The organism is Micrococcus sp. 63XJN7_6_ISO-PGPR-S23-444, assembly GCF_058072765.1.
Genome location: NZ_CM176516.1, coordinates 36,783 through 59,379, shown reverse-complemented (window position 1 = coordinate 59,379; position 22,597 = coordinate 36,783). Strand labels below are relative to the sequence as shown.

Annotated in this window: 19 protein-coding genes; 11 read left to right on the top strand and 8 right to left on the bottom strand. The window is 74.6% G+C overall.

What is annotated here, in order from left to right:
- Positions 1-138: 138 nt before the first annotated feature.
- Together AC3RJ9_RS00265 and AC3RJ9_RS00260 are read right to left on the bottom strand one after the other, a co-directional pair.
- The gene (locus AC3RJ9_RS00265; protein ID WP_061867220.1) at positions 139-2,262 is read right to left on the bottom strand and encodes a PIG-L family deacetylase; all 2,124 of its coding nucleotides are present in this window, start codon (positions 2,260-2,262) and stop codon (positions 139-141) included.
- Complete coding sequence (locus AC3RJ9_RS00260) at positions 2,259-3,377, bottom strand: acyl-CoA dehydrogenase family protein (RefSeq protein WP_061867218.1); 1,119 nt, start codon at positions 3,375-3,377, stop codon at positions 2,259-2,261. The genes AC3RJ9_RS00265 and AC3RJ9_RS00260 overlap by 4 nt, the downstream gene beginning before the upstream one ends.
- A 161-nt stretch (positions 3,378-3,538) precedes the next feature.
- On the opposite strand from AC3RJ9_RS00260, the gene AC3RJ9_RS00255 reads away from it, so the two are divergent.
- The 3 genes from AC3RJ9_RS00255 (at position 3,539) to AC3RJ9_RS00245 (ending at position 7,466) form a co-directional block, all read left to right on the top strand.
- Positions 3,539-3,967 (top strand): Fur family transcriptional regulator, encoded by a 429-nt coding sequence (locus tag AC3RJ9_RS00255; protein ID WP_061867217.1) that lies wholly within the window; start codon positions 3,539-3,541, stop codon positions 3,965-3,967.
- 67 nt (positions 3,968-4,034) lie between these two features.
- Complete coding sequence (gene pgm, locus AC3RJ9_RS00250; protein ID WP_061867216.1) at positions 4,035-5,753, top strand: phosphoglucomutase (alpha-D-glucose-1,6-bisphosphate-dependent); 1,719 nt, start codon at positions 4,035-4,037, stop codon at positions 5,751-5,753.
- A gap of 207 nt (positions 5,754-5,960) precedes the next feature.
- Positions 5,961-7,466 (top strand): aldehyde dehydrogenase family protein, encoded by a 1,506-nt coding sequence (locus tag AC3RJ9_RS00245; RefSeq protein ID WP_061867219.1) that lies wholly within the window; start codon positions 5,961-5,963, stop codon positions 7,464-7,466.
- Positions 7,467-7,477: 11 nt separating this feature from the next.
- Here AC3RJ9_RS00245 and AC3RJ9_RS00240 read toward each other — a convergent pair whose 3' ends face one another.
- On the bottom strand, positions 7,478-8,317 hold the full coding sequence (locus tag AC3RJ9_RS00240; RefSeq protein WP_061867215.1) for a glycerophosphodiester phosphodiesterase family protein: 840 nt from the start codon (positions 8,315-8,317) through the stop codon (positions 7,478-7,480).
- Positions 8,318-8,447: 130 nt separating this feature from the next.
- Entirely contained in the window at positions 8,448-8,906 is a 459-nt protein-coding gene (locus AC3RJ9_RS00235; RefSeq protein ID WP_061867214.1) for an Lrp/AsnC family transcriptional regulator, read from the bottom strand.
- Between the two features lie 123 nt (positions 8,907-9,029).
- On the opposite strand from AC3RJ9_RS00235, the gene AC3RJ9_RS00230 reads away from it, so the two are divergent.
- The 6 genes from AC3RJ9_RS00230 to AC3RJ9_RS00205 all read left to right on the top strand — a co-directional run bounded on the left by AC3RJ9_RS00230 (position 9,030) and on the right by AC3RJ9_RS00205 (position 15,515).
- The gene (locus AC3RJ9_RS00230) at positions 9,030-10,460 is read left to right on the top strand and encodes a DUF6421 family protein (protein WP_061867213.1); all 1,431 of its coding nucleotides are present in this window, start codon (positions 9,030-9,032) and stop codon (positions 10,458-10,460) included.
- A gap of 3 nt (positions 10,461-10,463) precedes the next feature.
- Positions 10,464-11,141, top strand: coding sequence for an SDR family NAD(P)-dependent oxidoreductase (locus AC3RJ9_RS00225; RefSeq protein WP_061867212.1), 678 nt, complete (start codon positions 10,464-10,466; stop codon positions 11,139-11,141).
- A 1-nt stretch (position 11,142) separates the two neighbouring features.
- Positions 11,143-12,216 carry a threonine aldolase family protein gene (locus AC3RJ9_RS00220; protein ID WP_061873126.1) on the top strand — a complete coding sequence of 358 codons (1,074 nt, stop codon included), beginning with the start codon at positions 11,143-11,145 and terminating at the stop codon, positions 12,214-12,216.
- A 100-nt stretch (positions 12,217-12,316) separates the two neighbouring features.
- On the top strand, positions 12,317-13,819 hold the full coding sequence (locus AC3RJ9_RS00215; protein WP_061867210.1) for an amino acid permease: 1,503 nt from the start codon (positions 12,317-12,319) through the stop codon (positions 13,817-13,819).
- Positions 13,820-13,841: 22 nt separating this feature from the next.
- Complete coding sequence (locus AC3RJ9_RS00210; protein WP_061867209.1) at positions 13,842-14,933, top strand: acetyltransferase domain-containing protein; 1,092 nt, start codon at positions 13,842-13,844, stop codon at positions 14,931-14,933.
- Between the two features lie 33 nt (positions 14,934-14,966).
- On the top strand, positions 14,967-15,515 hold the full coding sequence (locus AC3RJ9_RS00205; RefSeq protein ID WP_002858225.1) for an NYN domain-containing protein: 549 nt from the start codon (positions 14,967-14,969) through the stop codon (positions 15,513-15,515).
- Positions 15,516-15,537: 22 nt separating this feature from the next.
- Here the strand turns inward: AC3RJ9_RS00205 and AC3RJ9_RS00200 are convergent, their stop codons facing one another.
- The gene (locus AC3RJ9_RS00200; protein WP_061867208.1) at positions 15,538-16,386 is read right to left on the bottom strand and encodes an HAD family hydrolase; all 849 of its coding nucleotides are present in this window, start codon (positions 16,384-16,386) and stop codon (positions 15,538-15,540) included.
- 73 nt (positions 16,387-16,459) lie between these two features.
- Between AC3RJ9_RS00200 and AC3RJ9_RS00195 the strand changes: the two genes are divergently transcribed.
- A complete protein-coding gene (locus AC3RJ9_RS00195) occupies positions 16,460-17,536 on the top strand; it encodes a malate dehydrogenase (RefSeq protein ID WP_061867207.1) in 1,077 nt (358 codons plus the stop codon).
- A 103-nt stretch (positions 17,537-17,639) separates the two neighbouring features.
- Here the strand turns inward: AC3RJ9_RS00195 and AC3RJ9_RS00190 are convergent, their stop codons facing one another.
- The gene (locus tag AC3RJ9_RS00190; RefSeq protein ID WP_036337149.1) at positions 17,640-18,560 is read right to left on the bottom strand and encodes a carbohydrate kinase family protein; all 921 of its coding nucleotides are present in this window, start codon (positions 18,558-18,560) and stop codon (positions 17,640-17,642) included.
- Positions 18,561-18,686: 126 nt separating this feature from the next.
- On the opposite strand from AC3RJ9_RS00190, the gene AC3RJ9_RS00185 reads away from it, so the two are divergent.
- Positions 18,687-20,024 (top strand): uracil-xanthine permease family protein, encoded by a 1,338-nt coding sequence (locus AC3RJ9_RS00185; protein ID WP_216881922.1) that lies wholly within the window; start codon positions 18,687-18,689, stop codon positions 20,022-20,024.
- Between the two features lie 168 nt (positions 20,025-20,192).
- Here the strand turns inward: AC3RJ9_RS00185 and AC3RJ9_RS00180 are convergent, their stop codons facing one another.
- Together AC3RJ9_RS00180 and AC3RJ9_RS00175 are read right to left on the bottom strand one after the other, a co-directional pair.
- Positions 20,193-21,584, bottom strand: coding sequence for an aspartate aminotransferase family protein (locus tag AC3RJ9_RS00180; protein ID WP_061867205.1), 1,392 nt, complete (start codon positions 21,582-21,584; stop codon positions 20,193-20,195).
- A 52-nt stretch (positions 21,585-21,636) separates the two neighbouring features.
- Positions 21,637-22,542: a hypothetical protein gene (locus AC3RJ9_RS00175; RefSeq protein ID WP_061867204.1), complete on the bottom strand. Its 906-nt coding sequence runs from the start codon at positions 22,540-22,542 to the stop codon at positions 21,637-21,639.
- Between the last annotated feature and the right edge of the window lie 55 nt (positions 22,543-22,597).

The following is a 22,597-nucleotide window of genomic DNA, read 5'->3' as shown; positions in this document are numbered from 1 at the left end:
AGGAACTTCCATCCTGCGGGAGAGGCCCACTCGTCTCATCTCAGCCCGGTACCCATGTCAAGAACCTCATGACCCACAACATCTAGGCGGTGCCCCCGGACCCGGCCCGGACCCGCACCCCCTGTTCCACGGCCGGCCTCACCCGGGCCGGCCCACGGCCTTGAGGTGCCCGGAGAACCCGCCGGGGGTCCGCCCCTCCAGGCGGGACGAGGTGAGCACGCGGGTGGTGTCGGTGGCGATCACGCGCACCCGGCGGCCGTCACCGCCGTCGCGCTCCCCCGCCAGGGCCCGCACCGCCGCGGCCAGGCCGACGTCCTCGTGCTCGGCCACCGGCGGGAACCCGCCCACGGCCTCGTACAGCGACCACGGCAGCCCCAGGTTCGCCCCGTGCACGTGCGCGTGCCCCTCCTCGTGCCGGTAGCCGCGGAGCCAGGCCTGCCGCAGCGGCCCCTGGCGCACGTCCACCGTGCCCAGCACGAGCGCCTCGTCGCGGCCGGCGGCCACGGTCTGCGCCAGCAGCCAGTCGGCGGGGACGCGGCTGTCCGCGTCGGTGGAGGCGAGCCAGAGGCGCTCGGCGGGCACGTCGGGGAACAGCGCGCGGGCCCGGCGCGCACCCTCCGCGCGGGCCCGCCCGACGCCGGCCTGCCCGGCGGTCGGCTCCCCCAGTTCGAGGACGTGGATGCGCGGGTCGGCGGCGCGGGCCTCGAGGGCGGCGGCCACCGTGGCGTCGTCGCAGCGGTCCGCGGCGACCACGACCGCGGCCGTGCCCTGCGCGTGGTGCTCCTCCCAGCGGTCCAGGGCGGCGGTGAGGGCCGCGAGCGCGGCCGGCAGCCGCTCCTGCTCGTCCTTGGCGGGCACCACGACGACGGCGTGGGTCGCGGCGGCGGCCCGCACGTGGAGGCTGAGCCGGAAGTCGTCCTCCACGAGCTCGGTGCGCAGCCGCCAGCGCGGGTCGGCGGCGACGCGCGCGTGCACGGCGTCCCCGTCCAGCGGCCAGCCCTCGATGGGGTGGCGCCAGTGGCACAGCAGCAGCTCGCCGCCGGGGGCGAGCGCGGCGTCGGCGTCGTCGATCAGCGCGTCGAGCTCCTCGGGCTGCAGGAAGTAGCCAATCTCGGAGGCGATCACGAGGTCCGCGCCGGCGACGTCGGCCGGCCAGTCCGCGGGCAGCACGGCTCGGCGCACCTCGGCGTGCGGCGCGCCGGCCAGCCGGGCGGCGGCGCGCTCGACGGCGGTGGAGGACGCCTCGAGGCCGACCACGCGGTCCGCGCGCGCGGCCACGTCCGCGGTGAGCACGCCGATGGACGCGCCCGCCTCGACCACGGTCCCGTAGCGGGGCCGGGGCAGGGCGGCGAGGGTGAGCGCCCGCTTGCGGGCCTCGTAGGACGAGCTGAGGTAGCGCCACGGGTCCTCCTGGGCCCGGTAGAGCCGATCGAAGACGGCGGCGGCCCGGTGGGCGTCGGCGTCGTCGGGGCCGGAGACGCGGTGGGCCTCGAACGGGCGCTCGTGGTGGGCGAGCACGGCGGGGCCCAGGATCGCCTCGTCGCCGGGCGCGGCGGAGAGGGGCCGGACCTGGGAGGCGTGCGCGTCGAGGGCGGCACGGCGGGCGGCACGGTCGTCGTCGGTGAGCGGCAGCCGTCGGTAGCGGCGGGCGGGCAGGTCGGCCGGGTCGGCCCAGTGCCAGAACCAGATGGGGAAGGCGTAGAGCGGCAGGTCGCACTCGCCCGCGACCGCGCCGACGGCCCGGCCCACGGCCTCGTGGTCCGCGTGGCCGTCGCCCGGGTCGTGGGAGGCGAGCACGGCGGGGCCGGGGTGGGCGTCGAGGGCCGCGGCGACGGCGTCGCGCACGGCGTCCTCGTGCTCGGCCACGCCGGAGTCGGGCAGGGCCAGGGACGCCCACGTCAGCCGGTCCCGCGCCGGAGAGCCGGGGCCTGCGGAGGCGGGCAGGCCGGCGGCGAGGGCGTCGAGGGCGTGCTCCATCTCGTCCCGGCGCAGCCGGACCAGGTCCTCGGGCGTGTGCGTGGGCGAGTGCGGGTGGGAGGCCTCGCCGGCGGTGGCGACCAGCACGTGCACGCGTGCCCCGTCGCGCAGGGCGGAGCGGATCAGGCCGGTGGCGGCGAGGGTCTCGTCGTCCGGGTGCGCCACGGCCACGAGCAGCAGCGTCTGCGCGTCCCAGACGGGCAGGCGCAGCTCCGGCAGCTCACCGACGCCGCCCTCGGCCCAGGCCGCCTCGGACGTGCCGTCGTCGGTGTGGGAGAAGCTCACCACGTCCAGCCGCCGTCGGTCTCGCCGGTCAGGAGCGCGGCGCCCAGCCGGGCGTCGTCGCGGTGTCCATGGTGCTGGCGCAGGTAGACCTGCAGGTCGGCCACGGCGCGGGCGTGCGCGGCGCTGCCGGTGAGCGGGCCGGGGCCGGTGGCCTGCCCGACGACGTCCATCACCTCGGTGCACAGCTGCGCCACGGTGCCGCGGATCCGGTCGGCCTCGACCATGCCGCGGCCGTGGTCCAGGCGGCCGGCGTCCACGTCGTCGGCGGCACGGGCGAGCAGGGCGGCCATCGCATGGAGCAGCCGGTCGACGCGGCCGAGCGCGGCCTGGCCGATCTGGTCCGGGCCCGGTCCGCGGCCCTCGGCCTCGGCGGCCGCGCGGGCGGCGGTGGCGTTCCGCAGGGTGCGGGCGATGCCGACGGCGCCGCCGAACCACACCGCCGCCACGCCGATGCCGCCCCACGCGAAGCCGGGCCGGCGCAGGTACCACTCGGCGCCGCCGACGGCGTTGCCGGGGACGGCGTCGAAGGCCAGGCCCACCGTGCGGATCGGGGCGAGGCCGAGCGCGGGCCAGGCCGAGTCGGTCTCGGCCACGCCGGGGTGGGACAGGTCCACGAGCACGGCACGGCGGGTGCCGTCCGCCTCCCGGCCGGTGACGACGGCGGCCGCGCACCGGTCTGCGAGCGAGCACCACGGCTTCTCGCCGTCGAGCAGCCAGGCGGTGTCGGGGCCGTCCGGGACGGGGCGCAGGGCGGGGGTGCGGCCGCCGGACTCGGAGGCGTAGACGCCGAGCAACCCGGCCGGGGCGGGGACGCCGGCCTGGGACAGGATTGAGAGCGCGTCCAGATGGGGCTCGAGCACGCGGGCGGCCGAGAGGTCCTGCGCGGCGACGGAGGCGAGCAGCTCCCACTGCTCCCGGGTGCGCCCCGCGCCGGTCAGCGGCAGGTCGAGCGGGGCGGCGTCGTCGTCGGACGCGGCGCCGGACGCCGCACGGAGCAGCTCGACCATCGCGTCGACGTCGCCGCCGCAGGCCGCGGCGGCCGCGAGGAGGGCCTGCTCGGCCGGGCGGTCCACGGCTCCACCCGGGACGAGACGGACGGGCTCGGGCTGGGCCATGGGTGGGGACCTCCTCGTCGACGGCGCCCGGGCCGGTGCGCCCCGGGGTCGAGGATTCACCGTAGTCAGCACGGGGACGGCGGGGAATGGCCGGTGCGCCGGGGGCGAAGCGGCCCGCTCTTTCTTGACATGTTCCAGAGAACCGGATGGGATCGACTGGCATGGAGACCACGACGCGGGACGAGGACGAGCGCACGCTGCTGCGCGGCGTCGGCCTGCGCGTGACCCGGCCCCGCCTCGCGGTGCTGACCGCCCTCGCCGACCACCCCCACGCGGACGCGTCCACCGTGCTGGCCGCCGTGCGTCGGGCCCTGCCCGGCACCTCGCACCAGGCCGTCTACGACTGCCTCCACGCGCTCACCGAGGCCGGGCTCGTGCGCTCCCTGCAGCCCGCCGGCTCCCCGGCCCGCTACGAGATCTGCACGGGCGACAACCACCACCACCTCGTGTGCCGCGGCTGCGGCACGGTCGTGGACGTGCCGTGCCGCACCGGCTCCGCCCCGTGCCTCGACGCCCCCGAGGACCACGGCTTCGCGGTCGACGAGGCCGAGGTCTACTACTGGGGGCTGTGCGCCGGCTGCCGAGGGTGACCGCCGGCGTCGTCCCGCTGGGCCGCGCGTCTTCCCCCGTCCGCCCGCCCGTGCCAAGGTGTGGCACATGACCGAGAACACCGCCGCCCTGCCCCCCTCCGAGCGTCCCGGCACCCCCGCCCTGCCGCAGGACCTGATCGACGTCGACGCCCTCCTGGAGGCGTACCGCACCGGTCACCCGGACGTGACGGACCCGGCGCAGAAGGTCGTGTTCGGCACCTCCGGCCACCGCGGCTCCGCGTTCACGACCTCGTTCAACGACGACCACATCGCCGCCATCACGCAGGCCGTGGTCGAGTATCGCGCGCACCACGGGATCACGGGGCCGGTCCTCGTCGGCAAGGACACGCACGCCCTGTCCGGGCCCGCGCAGGAGACCGCCGTCGAGGTGCTGCTCGGCAACGACGTCGAGGTGCTCGTCGACTCCCGCGGCGGCTACACGCCCACCCCCGCCGTGTCCCACGCGATCCTGCACCTGAACGCCGGGCGCGAGCTGTCGCCGTCGGGCTTTGCGGTGGACGGGGACAACGCCGGCCTCGTGGACGGCCTCGTGATCACCCCCTCGCACAACCCGCCCGCGGACGGCGGCTTCAAGTACAACCCGCCCCACGGCGGCCCCGCGGACACCGAGGCGACCACGTGGATCGCCGACCGCGCCAACGAGCTGCTCGCCGCCGGGCTGGCGGGCGTGCACCGGGTAGCGAGCGCCGACGTCGCCGGCCACGCGAAGCTGGGCGGCTTCGACTTCCTGGACCGGTACGTGTCCGATCTGCCGCAGGTGATCGACGTGGAGGCGATCCGAGAGGCGGGCGTGCGCATCGGCGCCGACCCCATGGGAGGGGCGTCCGTGGCCTACTGGGGCGAGATCGCCGACCGCCACGGGCTGGATCTGACCGTGGTGAACCCGGAGGTGGACCCGCGGTTCGGGTTCATGACCCTGGACTGGGACGGCAAGATCCGCATGGACTGCTCGTCGCCGAACGCGATGGCCTCGCTGATCGAGCGGATGACCCCGGACGCGGACGGGCAGGCGCCCTTCGACGTCGCCACCGGCAACGACGCCGACGCGGACCGGCACGGGATCGTCACCCCCGACGGCGGGCTGATGAACCCGAACCACTACCTCGCGGTGGCCATCGACTACCTGTACCGCCACCGCGAGCAGTGGCCCCAGAGCGCGGGCGTGGGCAAGACCCTGGTGAGCTCCTCGATGATCGACCGCGTGGCCGGGGACCTGGGCCGCGAGCTCGTGGAGGTGCCGGTGGGCTTCAAGTGGTTCGTGCCGGGCCTGCTGACGGGCACCGGCGTGTTCGGCGGCGAGGAGTCCGCGGGCGCGTCCTTCGTGCAGTTCGACGGCAGCCCGTGGTCCACGGACAAGGACGGGCTGCTGCTGTGCCTTCTGGCCGCGGAGATCATCGCCGCGACGGGCCAGTCCCCGTCCGAGCGGTACCGCGACCTCGTGGCCCTGCACGGCGACCCGGCGTACGCGCGCATCGACGCCCCCGCGACCGCCGAGCAGAAGGCGAAGCTGAAGACCCTCTCCCCCGACGACGTCCCCGTGACCGAGCTGGCCGGCGAGACCATCCTCGCGACGCTGACCAACGCCCCGGGCAACGACGCCCCGATCGGCGGGCTCAAGGTGGTGACGCAGCACGCGTGGTTCGCGGCGCGGCCCTCCGGCACCGAGGACGTCTACAAGATCTACGCGGAGTCCTTCCGCGGCCCCGAGCACCTGACGCAGGTGCAGGCGGAGGCGCAGCGGCTGGTGGACGCGGTCATCGGCTGACCCCCGCCCCATCTCCCCTCCCCCCGTCCGCTTTCGTTCGGGAAACGGCGGCGTGTCGCACCGCTTTCGTTCGGGAAACAGCGGGGCGCGTGCGCCGTTTCCCGAACGAAAACGCCGTGGCGCCCGTCGGGGCGGCACCAGCGGCCGGAGGACGACGACGGCGCCCCGCCCTGCCGCCGCACAGGGCCGCTCGGTAGCGTGGCCGGCATGAGCACGCAGCCCCCCGGCCTGACCACCGACTCCCCCGACTCCCCCGCCGACGATCCGGTCCGCGAGCCGTTGCCCACCGAGGCCCTGCCGATCGCGCCGGCCGGGCCCCGACCCGAGGAGCCGCGGGCCGCCGTCGAGCGGCTGCGCGCCGCCGCCCGCTCCCGCGCCGCCCACCCGCGCGCGGTGCGGGTGCGCCAGCTCAAGGGCCTGAAGCGGATGCTGACCGAGCACGCGGACCGGTTCGTCGCGGCGCTCGGCACGGACCTGGGCAAGCCGGCCACCGAGGCGCTGATCACGGAGATCGTCTCGGTGCGCTCCGAGGTGGACCACGCGCTGCTGCACCTGACCGACTGGATGGAGCCGCGGCCCGTGAAGCTGCCGCTGGCCCTGCGGCCCGCGAGCGCGGAGGTCAGGCCGCGGCCCAAGGGTCTCGTGCTGGTCATCGGCGCGTGGAACTACCCGGTGCAGCTCGCGCTCGCCCCGGTCGTGGGTGCGCTGGCGGCCGGCAACACGGTGGTGCTCAGCCCGTCGGAGAAGGCCCCGGCCACGGCGGCGGCGCTGCGGGAGCTGGTGCCGCAGTACCTGGACTCCGCGCTGGTCTCCGTGGTGGCGGGCGGCAAGGAGTGCAACACCGCGCTGCTGGCGGAGCCGTGGGACCACATCCTCTACACCGGCGGGGAGCGCGTGGGCCGGATCGTCTACGAGGCGGCGGCGAAGACCCTCTCCCCCGTGACGCTCGAGCTGGGCGGCAAGTCGCCGGCGGTGGTGACGCCGTCGCGGAACACGGGAGCGATGGCCCGCCGCATCGCGTGGGCGAAGTTCACCAACGCGGGCCAGACGTGCGTGGCCCCGGACTACGTGCTGGCCGTCGGCGAGGCCGCGCTGCGCCAGGTGACCGCCGAGCTCCCCGCAACCCTGCGCGAGTTCTACGGCGACGACCCCCGCGCGTCGAAGGACTACGGCCGGCTCATCTCCGCCGAGCACGCGGAGCGGCTGCGGGAGATGCTCCAGACGGACCTCGACGCCGGCGCCGAGCTGCTCGTCGGCGGCGACGTGGATGTGGCAGGACGGTACATGGCGCCGACCGTGGTGACGGGCGTGCGGCCCGACGGCGCGCTCATGCAGGAGGAGCTGTTCGGCCCGATCCTGCCCGTGCTGACCGTGGACACCTTCCAGGACGCCCTGGACTTCATCGCGGAGCGCCCGCACCCGCTGGCCGCCTACCTCTTCACGGACCGGCCGAGCTACCACCGCGCGTTCGACGACCAGGTGCAGGCCGGCGGCCTCGGCTACGACGTCGGCCTGCTGCACGCCGGCATCGCGACGCTGCCGTTCGGCGGGATCGGCGCGTCCGGGATGGGCGCGTACCACGGCATCCACGGGTTCGAGACGTTCTCCCACCTGCGCCCGTCCATCACGAAGTCGGACCAGGTGGACACGCTCAAGACCGCGTACCCGCCGTACGGGCGGATGAAGCGGGCGCTGCTGCCGAAGATGCTCTGAGGGGGCGGGGATCAGCGCTGCGGCCAGAAGCCGCGTCGGGCGTAGACCTCAGCGAGGACGTCGGCGCGGTCGGTCATGACGCCGTCGACGCCGAGGTCGAGCAGGCGCTCGATCTCCGCGGGCTCGTCCACGACCCACACGTGCACCGGCAGGCCCGCCGCGTGGCACCGCCGCACGAAGTCGGCGGTGGCCACGGGCACGCGGCCGTGCCGGACGGGCACCTGCACGCAGTCGACGTCGAGGGCGCACCGGCGCAGCCAGCGGGTCAGTCCCAGCGGGCCCAGCGTCACGAGCGCCGCGATGGCGGCCGCCCCGCCCGACGTCGCCACCCGCTCCGGCCCGTACGCCCGCTCGGGGTGGCCGAGGCGGGCGAGGGCGCGCCGGAAGAGGCGGCGCCGCGAGTCGTGGAACGAGGCGACGAGCACGCGGTCCCACGCGCCGTGCTCGGCGAGGATGCGGGCCAGGGCCGGGGCCGACGCGCGGTCCTTGAGGTCCACGTTGAGGCGCGCCTCGGGGAGCGCCGTGAGCAGTTCGGTGAAGCGCAGCAGCGGCTCCCCGCCGACCGTGACGTCCGCCAGCCGCTCCCACGTGTGGTCGCGCAGCCGGCCGCGGCCCGTGCTGACGCGGTCCAGGGTCTCGTCGTGGAACACGACGAGCTCGCCGTCCGCCGTGGTGCGCACGTCCAGCTCGAGGTAGGTGAATCCGGCGGCGTGGGCGTCCACGAACGCGGCCAGGGAGTTCTCCCGGTCGACGGCGGCGCCCCGGTGGGCGAACCCCAGCGGGTGGCCGCGACGGGCGGGGACGGAGTCGGTGAGGTAGGCGGGGGCGGGACGGGGCGAGGTCGGACGCACGGGATCACCGTAGCGGGACGGGCGGTGGGGTACTCACTGCCGCAGCCGGGAACGCGAGAGGTCGGAATGAGCGTCAGATCCGCCCTCATTCCGACCTCTCGCGTGACCGGAGGGGCCGAAGCGCCCGCCCTCAGTCCTCGACCGGGAGCTCCAGCATGGGACGGTGCTCGTAGAAGGTCTGCAGCACCACGATGGTCCGGGTGGACACCGACGCCGTCTGTCGGATCTCCGTCACGAGGGCCTCGAGCTCGCGCGGTGAGCCCACGCGCACGAAGAGCATGTACGCGGCGTCGCCGGCCACGGAGTGGCACGCCTCGATCGCCGCGATGGACTCGAGGAGCTCGGGGGCGTCGTCGGGCTGGCGCGGGTCCAGCGGGCTGATCTCGATGAACGCGGAGAGCGGCCTGCCCACGGCCTCGGGGTCGAGCAGCGCACGGTAGCCCGTGATGACGCCCGTGCTCTCGAGCCGGCGCAGGCGCGCCTGCACGGCGGAGGTCGAGAGGCCGACCCGCTCGGAGAGCTGGGCGAGCGTGGCGCGCGGGTCATGGGAGACGGCGGCCGCAAGCCGCCCGTCGACAGGGTCGTCCATGCGCCGCACGCTATCAGCCGGCCCCGGCCGCCGGGTTGACAGCCCCATGCCCTCATGGAACCCTTCCGGCAAGTGATCCGCATCACCGGATATTTTCCGGCGATTCGACCTCAGGAAGGTTCCATGTCCACCACTCTGCAGCCCGCCCGGACCGACGGCGTTGCCTCGGAGGCCCCGGCCGACGCGCGCACCGTCGAGACCCACCCGGCCTGGCTCCGCCTCAAGGCCGCCGCCACCGCCCTGCAGCCTCTGCAGGTCAAGGACGGCTCCATCCCGGACCCGGCGGACCACGCCGCCGCGCGCGAGCACGTGGAGACCATCGTCGCCGCCGTCGAGGAGCTCGCCCCGCTCTTCCCGCACGACGCCGCCTACCTCGCCGCCCTGCCCCGCGACTTCGCGCGCTGGGCTGACGGCGGCTTCGCCGAACCCGACTTCCTGGACTCCCTCGTCGCCTTCCAGCCGCAGGAGCACCGCGTCGACGGCGTCCGGCACCTCATGGTCTTCCCGATGTACACGCAGAACGGCTCCCCCGACCGGCACGTGGAGGCCCTGATCGTCGAGACCATCTGGCCCGAGTTCATCGCCGAGCTCGAGGCCGGCGACTATGGCAACCGCCTCTTCGTCTCCCTGCGCCTGATCGACTTCACCCCCGGCTACGACACGAACTCGGCGGTGCTCTTCCCCGAGACCGTGGCCATGCGCGAGATCCCCACCTTCACGTGGGGCGCCATCTTCCAGGACCGCGAGGCCGCCCGCTTCCGTCGGGTCGTCACCGCCGCCGCCGAGGTCACCCAGCTCGAGCTCCCGGCCGAGCTCGCCGAACTGCTCTCCAGCCAGGAGCTCGCCGAGGGCACCTTCGTGATGTGGGACCTCATCCACGACCGCACGCACATGCGCGGCGACCTGCCCTTCGACCCGTTCATGATCAAGCAGCGCATGCCCTTCTTCCTCTACACGCTCGAGGAGATGCGCTGCGACATGACCGCCTTCCGCGAGTGCGTGGCGATCGAGCGCCGCCTCACGGCGCGCGCCGCCGCCGGCGAGCAGCTCACCGCGCTCGAGGAGCAGACCCGCCGCCACGCCGGGCTCGTGCAGCACGCCGTCCTCTTCGACCGGGTCTTCCGCTTCGCCCTCACCGGCTCCCGCGTCCGCAACTACGACGGCCTCGGCGGCCAGCTGCTCTTCGCCTGGCTGCACCGCAAGGACGTGATCCAGTGGCGCGACGTCGAGCTCAGCGTGGACTGGGACCGGCTCGCCGACGCCGTCGTCGAGCTGGGCGACGCCATCGACACGCTCTACTGGGAGTCCATCGACCGCCCCAAGACCGTGCACTGGCTCCAGGCCTACGAGCTCGTCGCCTCCGTGGTCACCCCGCACCCGGCCTCCGTGTGGGCGCAGGGCCTGCCGCGCGAGGTGCTCGCCGGCCCACCCAAGGGCTACACCGACCTCGTGCTCGACGACGAGTTCCCGCTGTCCATGTTCTTCGAGGCCCTCGAGAAGAAGATGCGCGGCGTCATCGAGTCCACCGCCGGGATCCGCGGCACGGACGCCTGACCCGTGGCCGCCCTGACCGACCGCGCCGTCCTGATCGCGGGCGCCACGAGCGCCTCGGGCCGGGCCGCCGCCCGCACCCTCCTCGACGCCGGCGCGCACGTCGTCGCGACCGGGCGCGACGCCGCGAAGCTCGCCCCCCTCGCCGAACTCGGCGCCGAGACCGCGGCCCTGGACCTCACGGACGAGACCGCCGTCCGCGGCCTCGTCGAGGACCTGCACGCCCGCGGCACCCGGATCGACGGCCTGCTCCACCTGGTGGGCGGCTGGCGCGGCGGCGGGGGCCTCGCCGGCCAGACCGAGGAGGACTACCGCGCCCTCGAGGCCTCGTTCACGGCGCTGCGGCACGTGAGCCGGGCCCTCGACGACGACCTGCGGGCCTCGTCCGCCGGTCGCCTCGCGATCGTCTCGTCCACGGCGGTGACCCGGCCGCTCGCCGGCGGTGCGAACTACGCCGCGGTGAAGGCGGCGAGCGAGGCATGGACCCGCGCGGTGGCGCAGGGCTGGGCCAAGGCCGCCCGGGACGCGGGGACCCCGCTGCGCTCGGCGGCCGTCGTGTTCCGCGTGACCTCCCTCGCCGGGCTCGAGGCACGGCTGGCCGAGGAGTACACGCGACTGTGGGAGGCTGAGGCGGGCGCGCTGAACGACGCCGTCCTCACGCTCCAGGAGAAGGGAACGGACTGACATGCAGAGGATCCACGATCCGCAGGAGCGGGGCTTCGCCTCGGACAACTACTCCGGCGTCCACCCGGAGGTGCTCGCGGCGATCGCCGAGGCCAACGGGGGCCACCAGGTCGCCTACGGCGAGGACGTGTACACGGCCCGCCTCCAGGAGGTCGTGGCCCAGCACTTCGGCGAGGACGCCACCGTGTGGCCGATGTTCAACGGCACCGGGGCGAACGTCGTCGGGCTCCAGGCCATGCTGCCCCGCTGGGGCGCGGTGATCTGCGCGGACACCGCGCACATCCACGTGGACGAGGGCGGCGCGCCCGAGAAGTCCGCCGGCATCAAGCTGCTGCCCGTGGCCACCGACGACGGCAAGCTCACCCCCGAGCTGATCGCCGCCGAGGCCTGGGGCTGGGGTGACGAGCACCGCGCCCAGCCCCTGGTCGTCTACCTCACCCAGTCCACCGAGCTCGGCACGGTCTACACCCCGGACGAGGTCAAGGCCATCACGGACTACGCCCACGAGCACGGGATGCGCGTCTACATGGACGGCGCCCGCATCGCCAATGCCGCGGCCTCCCTGGGCCTGCCGCTGCGCGCCTTCACCACCGACGTCGGCGTGGACGTGCTCTCCCTCGGCGGCACCAAGAACGGGGCGCTGCTGGCCGAGGCCGTCGTCGTGCTCGACCCGGACGCCGCGGACGGCCTCGTGTACCTGCGCAAGAACCAGATGCAGCTGGCCTCGAAGATGCGCTTCATCTCGGCGCAGCTGCTCGCCCTGTTCGACGGCGACCTGTACCTGCGCTCCGCCCGCCACGCCAACGCCATGGCCGCCCGGCTGCGCGCCGGCATCGAGGCGGGGGTCGCCGACGGCTCGCTGGCCGGCGTCGAGTTCACGCAGGCCACGGACGCCAACGCCGTGTTCGCCGTCCTGCCCGAGGGCGTGGCCGACCGGCTGCGCGCCCGCTTCCGGTTCTACGACTGGGACGCGGCGCGCCGCGAGGTGCGCTGGGTGTGCGGCTTCGACACGACCGAGGAGGACGTGGACGCGTTCACGGCGGCGCTGCGCGCCGAACTCGTCCCCGCCGTCTGACGGACGCGCCCGGCCGGGATACCCTTCTACCACCGTGCAGCAGGGTGGGACGCCGCGGCCTTCGACGCGCGTCCGACCGCTCCTCCACCGAAAGGCCACCGTGGACACCAGCGCACCCCGGACGTCCCCGTCGACGCCGCGCGCCTCCGCCGCCCACGCCACCCATGAGGGCGGCTCCCTGCAACGCACCCTCAAGTCCCGGCACCTGACGATGATCGCGATGGGCGGCGCCATCGGCACGGGCCTGTTCGTGGCCTCGGGCAACACCATCGCGACCGCCGGCCCCGGTGGCGCCCTCGTGGCCTATGTGGCCATCGGCTTCATGGTGTTCCTGCTGATGCAGTCGCTCGGCGAGATGTCCACGTACCTGCCGGTCTCCGGCGCGTTCGAGGAGTACTCGACCCGCTTCGTGAGCCCCTCGTTCGGCTTCGCCATCGGCTGGAACTACTGGTACAACTGGGCGATCACGGTGGCCGCCGAGCTCGTCGCGGCGGCCCTGATCATGCGGTACTGGCTCCCGGACGTGCCCTCGTGGATCTGGTCCGCGATCTTCCTCGCGCTGCTCTTCGGCCTCAACGCCCTCTCCACGCGCGCCTACGGCGAGAGCGAGTTCTGGTTCTCGCTCATCAAGGTCGCCACGGTGGTGATCTTCCTGGTGCTCGGCGTCCTGATGATCGTCGGCATCCTCGGCGGCTCCTCCCCCGGCTTCCACAACTGGACGGACGGCGAGGCCCCCTTCGTGGGCGGCGGCGCCGGCATCCTGGCGATCTTCATGGTGGCCGGCTTCTCCTTCCAGGGCACCGAGCTGGTCGGCGTGGCCGCGGGCGAGGCCGAGGACCCGGAGAAGAACGTGCCCAAGGCGATCCGCACCGTGTTCGTGCGCATCCTGCTCTTCTACGTCGGCGCGATCACCGTCGTCGGCTTCCTCATCCCCTACACCAGCCCCCACCTGCTGGGCAGCGACGTCGAGGACATCTCGATCTCCCCGTTCACGCTCGTCTTCGAGAACGCGGGCGTGCTCGCCGCCGCCTCCGTGATGAACGCCGTGATCCTCACGGCCATCCTCTCCGCGGGCAACTCGGGCCTGTACGCCTCCACCCGCATGCTCTGGGCCCTGGCCGACTCCGGCAAGGCCCCGCGCTTCCTGGCGAAGGTGAACCGGCGCGGCGTGCCCATGAACGCCCTCTACGCCACCACCGCGGTGGGCGCGGCGTGCTTCCTGACCACGTTCATCGGGGACGGCGCCGCCTACGTGTGGCTCGTCTCCGCCTCGGGCCTGGCCGGGTTCATCGTGTGGATGGGCATCGCCTGGAGCCACTACCGGTTCCGGCGGGCCTACGTCGCGCAGGGCCACGACCCGAAGGACCTGCCCTACCGCGCCTTCCTGTTCCCCCTGGGCCCGATCGTCGCGCTGGTCATGTGCGCCGTCGTGATCCTCGGCCAGAACTACCAGGCGTTCATGGGCGACGTGGACCTCGTGGCCGTGGCCAGCGCGTACATCGGCCTGCCCCTGTTCCTCGCGCTGTGGCTCGGCCACAAGCTCGTCACCGGCTCGAAGCCGGTCCGCTACGAGGACGCCGACCTCACCCGCGTCCTGGACTGAGTCCCCCACCTCGGAGGTCGCCGTGCCCGCCCCCTCCTCCCACGCTCCCGCCGCCACCCACACCGCCCGGGGCCGCCTGGTCTGGGTGGACGTCGCGCGCGGCCTGGCCCTGGTCGCGATGATGGTCGCCCACACGGCGCCCGCCGGCGGCCCGGGTGGGGTGCTCCACCTCTCCGAGCACCTCACCGCGCCCCTGTTCGCGGCGCTCGTGGGCGTGGGCGCGCGCCTCGAGGCGGAGTGGCTGGGCCGTGGCCGGGCCGTGCCCCGCGCGCTTGTGCGGGCGGCCGCCCTGTGCGGGGCGGCGTGGCTGACCGGGCTCTTCGGGGCGGCCGTCGTGAACGTGCTGGCGCACCTGGCTGTGCTCACGGTGCTCATGGCACTGCTGGCCGCCCTCCCCCTCGCCGCGCACCTCGTGCTCGCCGTCCTGGCCGGCGGAGGCGGCCTCCTGCTCGCCGCCACACCGACGGCCGACGTCGTCGACCGGCTCGTCCCCGCCGCGCAGGCGCTCGGGCTGAGCCGCGCGACGCTGACCCCGTGGGTCTCCGCGTTCCTCACGGACGGCCCGTACCGCCTCCCCCTGTTCCTCGCGTGGGCGCTGCTGGGGGCGGTGCTGGTCGCCACCGTCCACGGCACGACGACGGCGGCCCCGGCCCGGAGCGCACGGCTCACGGGACTCGCCTGGGCGGCCGGGGGGATCGCGCTGGCCGGCGTCGTGCTCGCCCTGTCCCGGACACGGACCGGCGCCGCCCCCGTGCCCTACACGGCGACCCCGGCGGAGGCCCTGCTGGACACGGGCCTCGTGCTGATCGTGCTCGGCGGGTGCGCGGCCCTGGCGCCGCGGTGGGCCGGGCTGCTGGCCGTGCCCGGCGCGATGACGCTGTCCGTGTACGTGGCGCACCTGTGGTACCTCGGCTGGGTGCGGGGGCTCGGACCCGGGCCGTGGCGCAGCGCCACGGGCACGGACGACACGTGGTTCAACCTGGCCGTGCTGGTGGCCGGCGCGCTGCTGCTGCCGCTGCTGTGGCGGGCCGTCGTGCGTATCGGCCCGTTCCGCGCGGGGCCGCTGGAGGGCGTCGTCCGCCTGCTGACGGCCCCGTTCGACCGCGCGCGCTGACCGACGTCCACCCCAGCGGGTAGCCTCGAGAGCGTGAGCGAGCGAACCACCTACCTGCTGATCGACGGCGAGAACATCGACGCCACCCTCGGCACGTCCATCCTGCAGCGGCGCCCCCAGCCCGACGAGCGGCCACGCTGGAAGCGCCTGCTCGGCTACCTCGAGGACCGCTGGGACCAGCCGGTCAAGGGCCTGTTCTTCCTCGCCATCGACGGTGAGATCCCCATCCCGTTCGTCCAGGCGCTCACCGCCCTCGGCTTCCAGCCGATCATGCTGCGGGGCGAGGGCAAGGTCGTGGACATCGGCATCCAGCGCACCGCGGAGGCGCTGCTGGGCCGGGAGGACGACGTCGTCCTCGTCAGCCACGACGCCGACTTCGCCCCCCAGCTCACCGACCTCGCGGCCACGCCGGGCCGACGCACCGGGATCATGGGCTTCGAGGAGTTCCTCTCCCACGAGCTGCGCCGCATCCCCGGGGTCGAGTTCTTCGACCTGGAGCACGCGGTGGGCGCGTTCGACTCGTCCCTGCCGCGCCTGCGCGTGATCGACGTCGAGGCGTTCGACCCGTACGAGTTCCTCTGACCCGCCGGGGGTGGCCCGCGGCTCAGTCCGTGGGCAGCTCCAGCAGGCGTTCGACGGTGGCGGCCACCCCGTCGTCGTCGCACGCCCCGACCACGCCGTCCGCCGCGGCCAGCAGCGACGGATGGCCCGAGGCCACGGCCAGGCCGAGACCAGCCCACTGGAGCATCTCCAGGTCGTTGGGCATGTCCCCGAACGCGACGACGTCGACCGGCGCGACCCCCCGGCTCGCGGCGAACTCGGCGAGGGTCGCGGCCTTGTGCACGCCCGGGGCGGACATCTCCACGAGCGCGATGCCGGGCGCGGAGTGCGTGGCACTCACGAGCTCGTCCAGCTCGGCGCGGGCCGCGGCGAGGAAGGCGTCCGGGGCCAGGGTGTCCGAGCGGGCCAGCAGCTTCACCACGCCCAGCCGACCCGGCAGCGCGGCCTCGAGCGTGGCCGCCGCGTGGACCTCGGCCCGGAACTCGGCGCGCTCGGAGAACGCGTGCTCCCAGAAGAAGCCCTCGAGGGTCTCGGCGCCGAAGGACACGGTGCGGTCCAGGGCGCGCAGCCGGTCCGTGGCTGTCCACACGGCCTCGACGGGCATGGGGTGGGCGATCAGGACGTCGTCCGTGGCGGTGTCCACGAGGACGGCGCCGTTGGAGCAGATCACCGGTCCGACGGGGCCGAGCTGCGCGCTCAGCGGGCCGAGCCAGCGGAGGGGACGGCCGGTCACGAACACCACCTCGACGCCGGCGTCGTGGGCGTCCCGCAGCGCCGTGATGGTGCGCGGGCTCAGGCGCCCCGACCGCGTGTGCCGGTACCCGATGATGGTGCCGTCCAGGTCCGTCGCGATCATCCGCGGACGGCGCGAGGGCAGGGGCAGGGCGGGCATGCGCTCAGTCTAGGCCGGGGCCGTGCGGCGGGCCGGGGTGTCCTCCGCGGGCGAGCGGGGGCACGATGGGGGCGTGGACACCGCACAGCAGACCACCGCACAGGACACCGCCCCGGACCCCGCGTCGACGACGCCCCGCACGGTCACCGTCACCGGCGCCGCCGGCAACATCGGCTACGCGCTGCTCTTCCGCATCGCCGCCGGCGGGATGCTCGGCCCGGACACCCCGGTCCGGCTGCGCCTGCTCGAGATCCCGGCCGCCCTGGGCGCCGCGGAGGGCACCGCCATGGAGCTCGCCGACGCGGCCTTCCCGCTGCTGGCCGACGTGGAGGTCACGGACGACCCGGCCCGCGCCTTCGACGGGGTCCAGCACGCGCTGCTCGTCGGCGCGCGGCCGCGCACGAAGGGCATGGAGCGGGGCGACCTGCTCGAGGCGAACGGGGGGATCTTCGGCCCTCAGGGCCGGGCGATCAACGACCACGCGGCGGAGGACGTGCGGGTCGTCGTCGTCGGGAACCCGGCCAACACCAACGCGCTGATCGCCGCCGCCCACGCCCCGGACGTGCCGGCCGAGCGCTTCACGGCGCTGACCCGGCTGGACCACAACCGGGCCGTGGCGCAGCTGGCGGCGCGGGCCGGCGTCGCGGTGACGGACGTGGCCGGTGTGACGATCTGGGGCAACCACTCCGCGACCCAGTTCCCGGACCTCACCCACGCCCGCGTGCGGGTGGACGGGACGTGGCGGCCGGCGCTCGAGGTGGTGGATCCGGCGTGGGCGGGCGAGGAGTTCGTGCCGCGCGTGGCGAAGCGGGGCGCGGAGATCATCGAGGTGCGCGGGGCGAGTTCGGCGGCGTCGGCGGCATCCGCGGCGATCGACCACATGCGCGACTGGACCCTCGGCACCGGTGCGGACGCGGACGGGGCGCCGCGCCGGACGTCGGCCGCGGTGGTCTCGGACGGCTCCTACGGGGTGCCGGAGGGGCTGATCAGCTCGTTCCCCGTGACGTCCGACGGCGGCACCGCGTGGCGGATCGTGCCGGGGCTGGAGCCGGACGAGTCCGTGCTGCCGGGTGAGGGCGGGCGGCTGGCTGCGACCGTCGCCGAGCTGGAGGCCGAGCGCGACGCCGTGCGAGGGCTGGGCCTGCTCTGAGGCGACCGGGATCTTCTGCGTCTCTGACCCTTCTGGGGGCGTCCCCGCCCGCCGGAAGGGTCGGATGCGCAACAGATTCGTGCGGGGACGGGCGGGCGTGGGATCAGTCCGCCAGCTCGGCCCGCGTGGGCGGGTCCGCCCCCGGGCGGGAAGCCGTGATCGCCGACGCGCGGGAGGCGTAGATCAGCACCGACTCGACGTCGGCCGGGTCCATCGCGTGCAGGCGGCCGCGGTTGGCGGCGCCGAGCAGCGAGCGGTCGTCGAGGGCGGCGAGCAGGGCGGCGGTGAACGAGTCGCCGGCGCCCACGGTGTCCGCGACGTCCACGGGCACGATCGGGCGCTCCACCACGCCGTGCGCGGTGACGGCCACGATGTCCTCGGCGCCGCGGGTCATCACCACGAACGCCGGGCCCATCCGCTGCCACGCCTGCAGCGACTCGAGCAGCGGGCGGTCCGGGTACAGCCACGCGATGTCCTCGTCCGAGGCGTGCACCACGTCCGCCAGCCGCACGGACTCCTCCGCGCGGGCGCGGGCGAACGCCCGGTCCGGCACGATCGTGGGCCGCACGTTGGGGTCGTAGCTGATGGTCGTGACCGCGGAGATCCGCTCGAGCAGGGCCATCACCTCGGCGTCGCCGGGGGCGAGCATGGTGGCGATGGAGCCGGCATGCATGTGGTGCAGCGGGCCGCCGGCGGCGTCGTCGAAGTCCCGGGCGAGCGCGGCGGCGGGCGGCAGCGTCCAGTCCAGCTCGAACTCATAGCTGGCGGCACCCGTGGGGTCCAGGCGAGCGGTGGCCACGGAGGTGGCGGCGGCATCCGGCTCGAGCAGGCAGCGCACGCCGTTCTCCCGCAGGTGCGAGGCGATCATGTCCCCGTGCGCATCGCGGCCGAGGCGGCCGGCGAACAGGACGGGCCGCTCCAGCCGGCTCAGGCCCACGGCCACGTTCAGGGGGCTGCCCCCGACGTGCACGCGGGGGGTCGCGGTGTCCGAGACCACGACGTCGACGAGCGCCTCTCCGATCACACCACAGTACTGAGCCACGCGCCCCACGGTACCCTAATCACCGGCGCAGAACCGGGGCTGTGCGCAGGCTTCCAGGCCCCCGAGAAACGCCCGACACCCCCATCCCCGACCCCTCGGCAGGCGGCCATGTCCCCCACCCCCACCCGGCCCTCACGCGGCCCCGGCTGGCGCCTCCACGGCGACGGCCGCACCATCACCCCGGGCACCGTCGTCGCCCCGGACGAGCGGCTGAGCTGGCCCCGGACCGTGGGCATCGGCGTGCAGCACGTGATGGCCATGTTCGGCGCCACCGTGCTCGTGCCCGCCCTGACCGGCATGCCCGCGACGACGGCGCTGCTCTTCTCCGGCCTGGGCACCCTGCTCTTCCTGGTCATCACGGGCAACCGCCTGCCCTCGTACCTGGGCAGCTCGTTCGCGTTCATCGCACCCCTGACGGCCGCCGCCACGATCGGCGGCACGGGGGCCGCGCTCGGCGGCATCCTCGTGACGGGCCTGCTGCTCACGGTGATCGGCGCGATCGTGCACCGCGCCGGCACCGGGTGGATCCACGCGCTCATGCCGCCGGCGGTGATGGGCACGATCGTGGCCCTGATCGGCCTCAACCTCGCCGGCGCCACGACGACGGCCATGCAGGAGGTGCCCGTCACCACGTTCGGCACGGCCCTGGCGGTGGTGCTCACGGCCGTGACGTTCCGGGGGCTCCTGGGCCGCCTGTCCATCCTCGTGGGCATCGTGGTGGGCTACGTACTGGCCCTCGCGCAGGGCCAGGTGGACTTCGCCGCCGTCGGGGAGGCCGCCTGGATCGGGCTGCCGCCCTTCCACGGCCCGGAGCTGCGCTGGGACCTGCTGCCCCTGTTCCTGCCCGTCGTGCTCGTGCTGGTCGCGGAGAACATCGGCCATGTCAGGACCGTCGGGCTGATGACCAAGCGCGACCTGGACCCGCTCACCGGCCGTGCCCTGATCGCGGACGGCCTCTCCACCATGCTCTCCGGCGCGGGCGGCGGCGTCGGCACCACCACGTATGCGGAGAACATCGGCGTGATGGCCAGCTCGCGCGTCTACTCGACGGCGGCGTACTGGGTGGCCGGCCTGACCGCGATCGCCCTCGCGTTCCTGCCGAAGTTCGGGGCCGCCGTCGCCACCATCCCGGCCGGGGTGGCCGGCGGCGCGGGCATCATCCTCTACGGGATGATCGGCATGATGGGCGTGCGCATCTGGGTGCAGAACCGCGTGGACTTCTCCAACACCGTGAACCTCATGACGGCGGGTGCGGGCCTGATCATCGCGATCGCCGACCCCCAGCTCGTGGTGGGCGGGCTCGTGTTCGGTGGCATCACGCTCGGCACGGTCGCCGCCCTGGTGGTGTACCACCTCATGACGGCGATCGCCCGCGCCCGCGGCACCGAGCCGGTGCCCGAGGACGAGGAGCAGTTCGAGGCCTCGGAGGCCGGCCGGCTCGGCTGACCCCGGCCCCGGGCGCCCCGCCTCGCGCATCCCCGCGCCACGCGCACTTTCGGTCGTGAGATAGGGCCAATCTCACGACCGAAAGCGCTGAGAACCCCCCTTTCACGTTCGAAAACGCGGGGTGGGCGGACTGGGGCGGGGCCGGGCGGGGCTGGGGGGCGGGTCCCGTCAGCCGGCCGCGACCTCCTCGTCGGCGAGGGCGAGGACCTGGTCGAGCACGTCGAGGCCGAAGCGCAGGTCCTCGTCCGAGATGTTCAGCGGCGGGCACAGGTGGAACCGGTTCTCGGCCATGAACAGCAACAGCCCGCGGTCCTTGGCCTCGGCCATCATCCGCCCCATCACGGGCGCGACCTGACCGAGCGGGGCCAGCCGCTCCCGGGTCTGCCGGTCCTTCACCAGCTCGACGGCCCAGAACGCGCCGGCGCCGCGCACGTCGCCCACGCTCGGGTGGGCCGCGGCGATCTCGGCCAGGCGCGGCCCGATGACCTCCTCGCCGATGCGCTTCGCGTGGGCGACCATGCCCTCCTCCTCCATCGCGGTGATCGCGGCGACGGCGGCCGCGCACGCGAGGGGGTGGCCCGAGTAGGTCAGGCCGCCGGGGTAGGGCGTGGTCGCGAAGCTCTCGTAGACGTCGTCGCTCATGGCGACGCCGCCCAGCGGCACGTACCCGGAGTTGACCCCCTTGGCGAACGTGACGATGTCCGGGGTGACGCCCGTGAGCTGGTGGCCGAACCACTCGCCCACGCGGCCGAAGCCGACCATGACCTCGTCGATGATCAGCAGGATCCCGTGCTCGCGGCACAGCTCCTTGACGCCGGCCATGTAGCCGGGCGGCGGCAGGAAGATGCCCGCGGTGCCGGGGACGGCCTCGAGGATCACGGCGGCCACGGTGGAGGGGCCCTCGAGTTCGATCACGTCGCGCAGGTGGGCCAGCGCGCGCTCGGCCTCCTGCTCGTCGCTCTCCGAGCCGAACGCGGAGCGGTACGTGTACGCGGGCTGGAAGTGCACGACGCCGTCGGACGCCGAGTCCGAGCCCACGCGCCGCAGGGAGCCGGTCAGGTTCGCCGTCAGGCGCGTGGCGCCGTGGTACGAGAGGTACGCGGAGAGCACCTTGTGCCGGCCCGTGTGCAGGCGTGCCATCCGCACCGCGTGCTCGTTGGCCTCTGCGCCCGCGTTCGTGAAGAACACGTGGTTGATGGACTCCGGCAGCCGCTCCGTGATCAGCCGGGCCGCCTCGGACCGGGCGTCGTTGACGTGCTGCGGGGCCACGGTGGCCAGCGTCTCGGCCTGCTCGCGGATCGCGGCCACGATCTTCGGATGGCGGTGGCCGACGTTCGTGAAGACGAGCTGCCCGCTGAAGTCGACCATGGGCCGACCCTCGCCGTCCCACACCCACGACCCCTCGGCATCGAGGATGGTCATGGGATTCAGGTCGCGCTGCGCGCTCCACGAGTGGAACACGTGCGCGCGGTCGAGCTCGTGGGCGCGGCGGCCCCGCTCGATGGCCTCGTCGCTGATCCGGGGGTCCCGGCGGCCGACGTGCTGCTGATGCTCGGACATGCGCCCTCCTTGAGTGTGATGCGGGTCATTCCGAGCATAGGCGCGCCCGCCCTCAGCGCGAGCTGGCGCCCCGCCGCCCGCGCGCCACCCCCACGAACGCCTGCACGAGCTCCGAGTCGGCCGCCTTGAGCCAGGCCAGGGCGACGTCCCAGCCGGGGTGGCGGGCGTCGTCGTCGCCGTGGCCCGCGGGATCCGCCCCGTCGACGACGGCGGCGCCCGCCTCCGCCTCGGCCCGCGCCTGCTCGTCCGCGAGCGCGGACCGCGTGGCGGCGGCCTCGCGGTCGGCGCGGGACAGGCCCACGGTGTCGTCGAGGGTGGAGGCCAGCGGCAGCACGATCACGTCCTTGCGGCCGAACATGCGGGCCACGGACATCGGCAGCACGACGTGGCCGGCGCCGGACGCGGCGATCTCCAGGGCCATCCGCTCGCCCGCGCCGGGCAGCTCGGCGGCGTCCATCGGCTCCGGGCTGGGGGCCGGGGCGAAGCGGGCGGGATCCAGCTCCTCGTCCGGGTCGAGCTCGGCGGGCGGCACCGGGCCGTCCGCGTCCACGTCCCACGCGGCGAGCAGGTGGTCCCTGCCCACGCACACCACCGGCAGCTCGGAGTAGACGCCCACGAGGTGCACGTGCCGCGGGTCGACGCCGCCGGCGCGCAGGAACTCCTCGACGGGCACGTCGCGTCGGCGCCGCACGTAGCCCAGCTGCGGCAGGAAGTGGCGGGGCTGACCGGCGGCGTCGTGGGCGAGGTGGGCCAGCTGGGCCGCGTCGTCGTGGTTGACGAGCTGCACCGTGCGCTGGCGCGTGGTGAACCGCTCCACCCACGTGGACGGCGTGGCCCCGGGGATGGTGGCCAGGAAGAGGGTCTCGGGCGGGACGGGCAGGTCGGCCGGTGGCGCGGGCGCGGGACGACGCCGGCCCTCGCCCCCGGCGCGGCCCGCAGGCTTCACGCCCTTGGCCACGCCGCGCCCGCCGCCGGAGCGGGTGGACCGGGCGGGGCCGCCCCTGCTCGCGCGG

Bases quoted from the DNA above. Each gene is read 5' to 3' on its own strand.
- AC3RJ9_RS00260 (WP_061867218.1), bottom strand. From the start codon at position 3,377: ATGGCCCAGCCCGAGCCCGTCCGTCTCGTCCCGGGTGGAGCCGTGGAC.
- AC3RJ9_RS00255 (WP_061867217.1), top strand. From the start codon at position 3,539: ATGGAGACCACGACGCGGGACGAGGACGAGCGCACGCTGCTGCGCGGC.
- pgm (WP_061867216.1), top strand. From the start codon at position 4,035: ATGACCGAGAACACCGCCGCCCTGCCCCCCTCCGAGCGTCCCGGCACC.
- AC3RJ9_RS00245 (WP_061867219.1), top strand. From the start codon at position 5,961: ATGAGCACGCAGCCCCCCGGCCTGACCACCGACTCCCCCGACTCCCCC.
- AC3RJ9_RS00235 (WP_061867214.1), bottom strand. From the start codon at position 8,906: ATGGACGACCCTGTCGACGGGCGGCTTGCGGCCGCCGTCTCCCATGAC.
- AC3RJ9_RS00230 (WP_061867213.1), top strand. From the start codon at position 9,030: ATGTCCACCACTCTGCAGCCCGCCCGGACCGACGGCGTTGCCTCGGAG.
- AC3RJ9_RS00220 (WP_061873126.1), top strand. From the start codon at position 11,143: ATGCAGAGGATCCACGATCCGCAGGAGCGGGGCTTCGCCTCGGACAAC.
- AC3RJ9_RS00200 (WP_061867208.1), bottom strand. From the start codon at position 16,386: ATGCCCGCCCTGCCCCTGCCCTCGCGCCGTCCGCGGATGATCGCGACG.
- AC3RJ9_RS00185 (WP_216881922.1), top strand. From the start codon at position 18,687: ATGTCCCCCACCCCCACCCGGCCCTCACGCGGCCCCGGCTGGCGCCTC.
- AC3RJ9_RS00180 (WP_061867205.1), bottom strand. From the start codon at position 21,584: ATGTCCGAGCATCAGCAGCACGTCGGCCGCCGGGACCCCCGGATCAGC.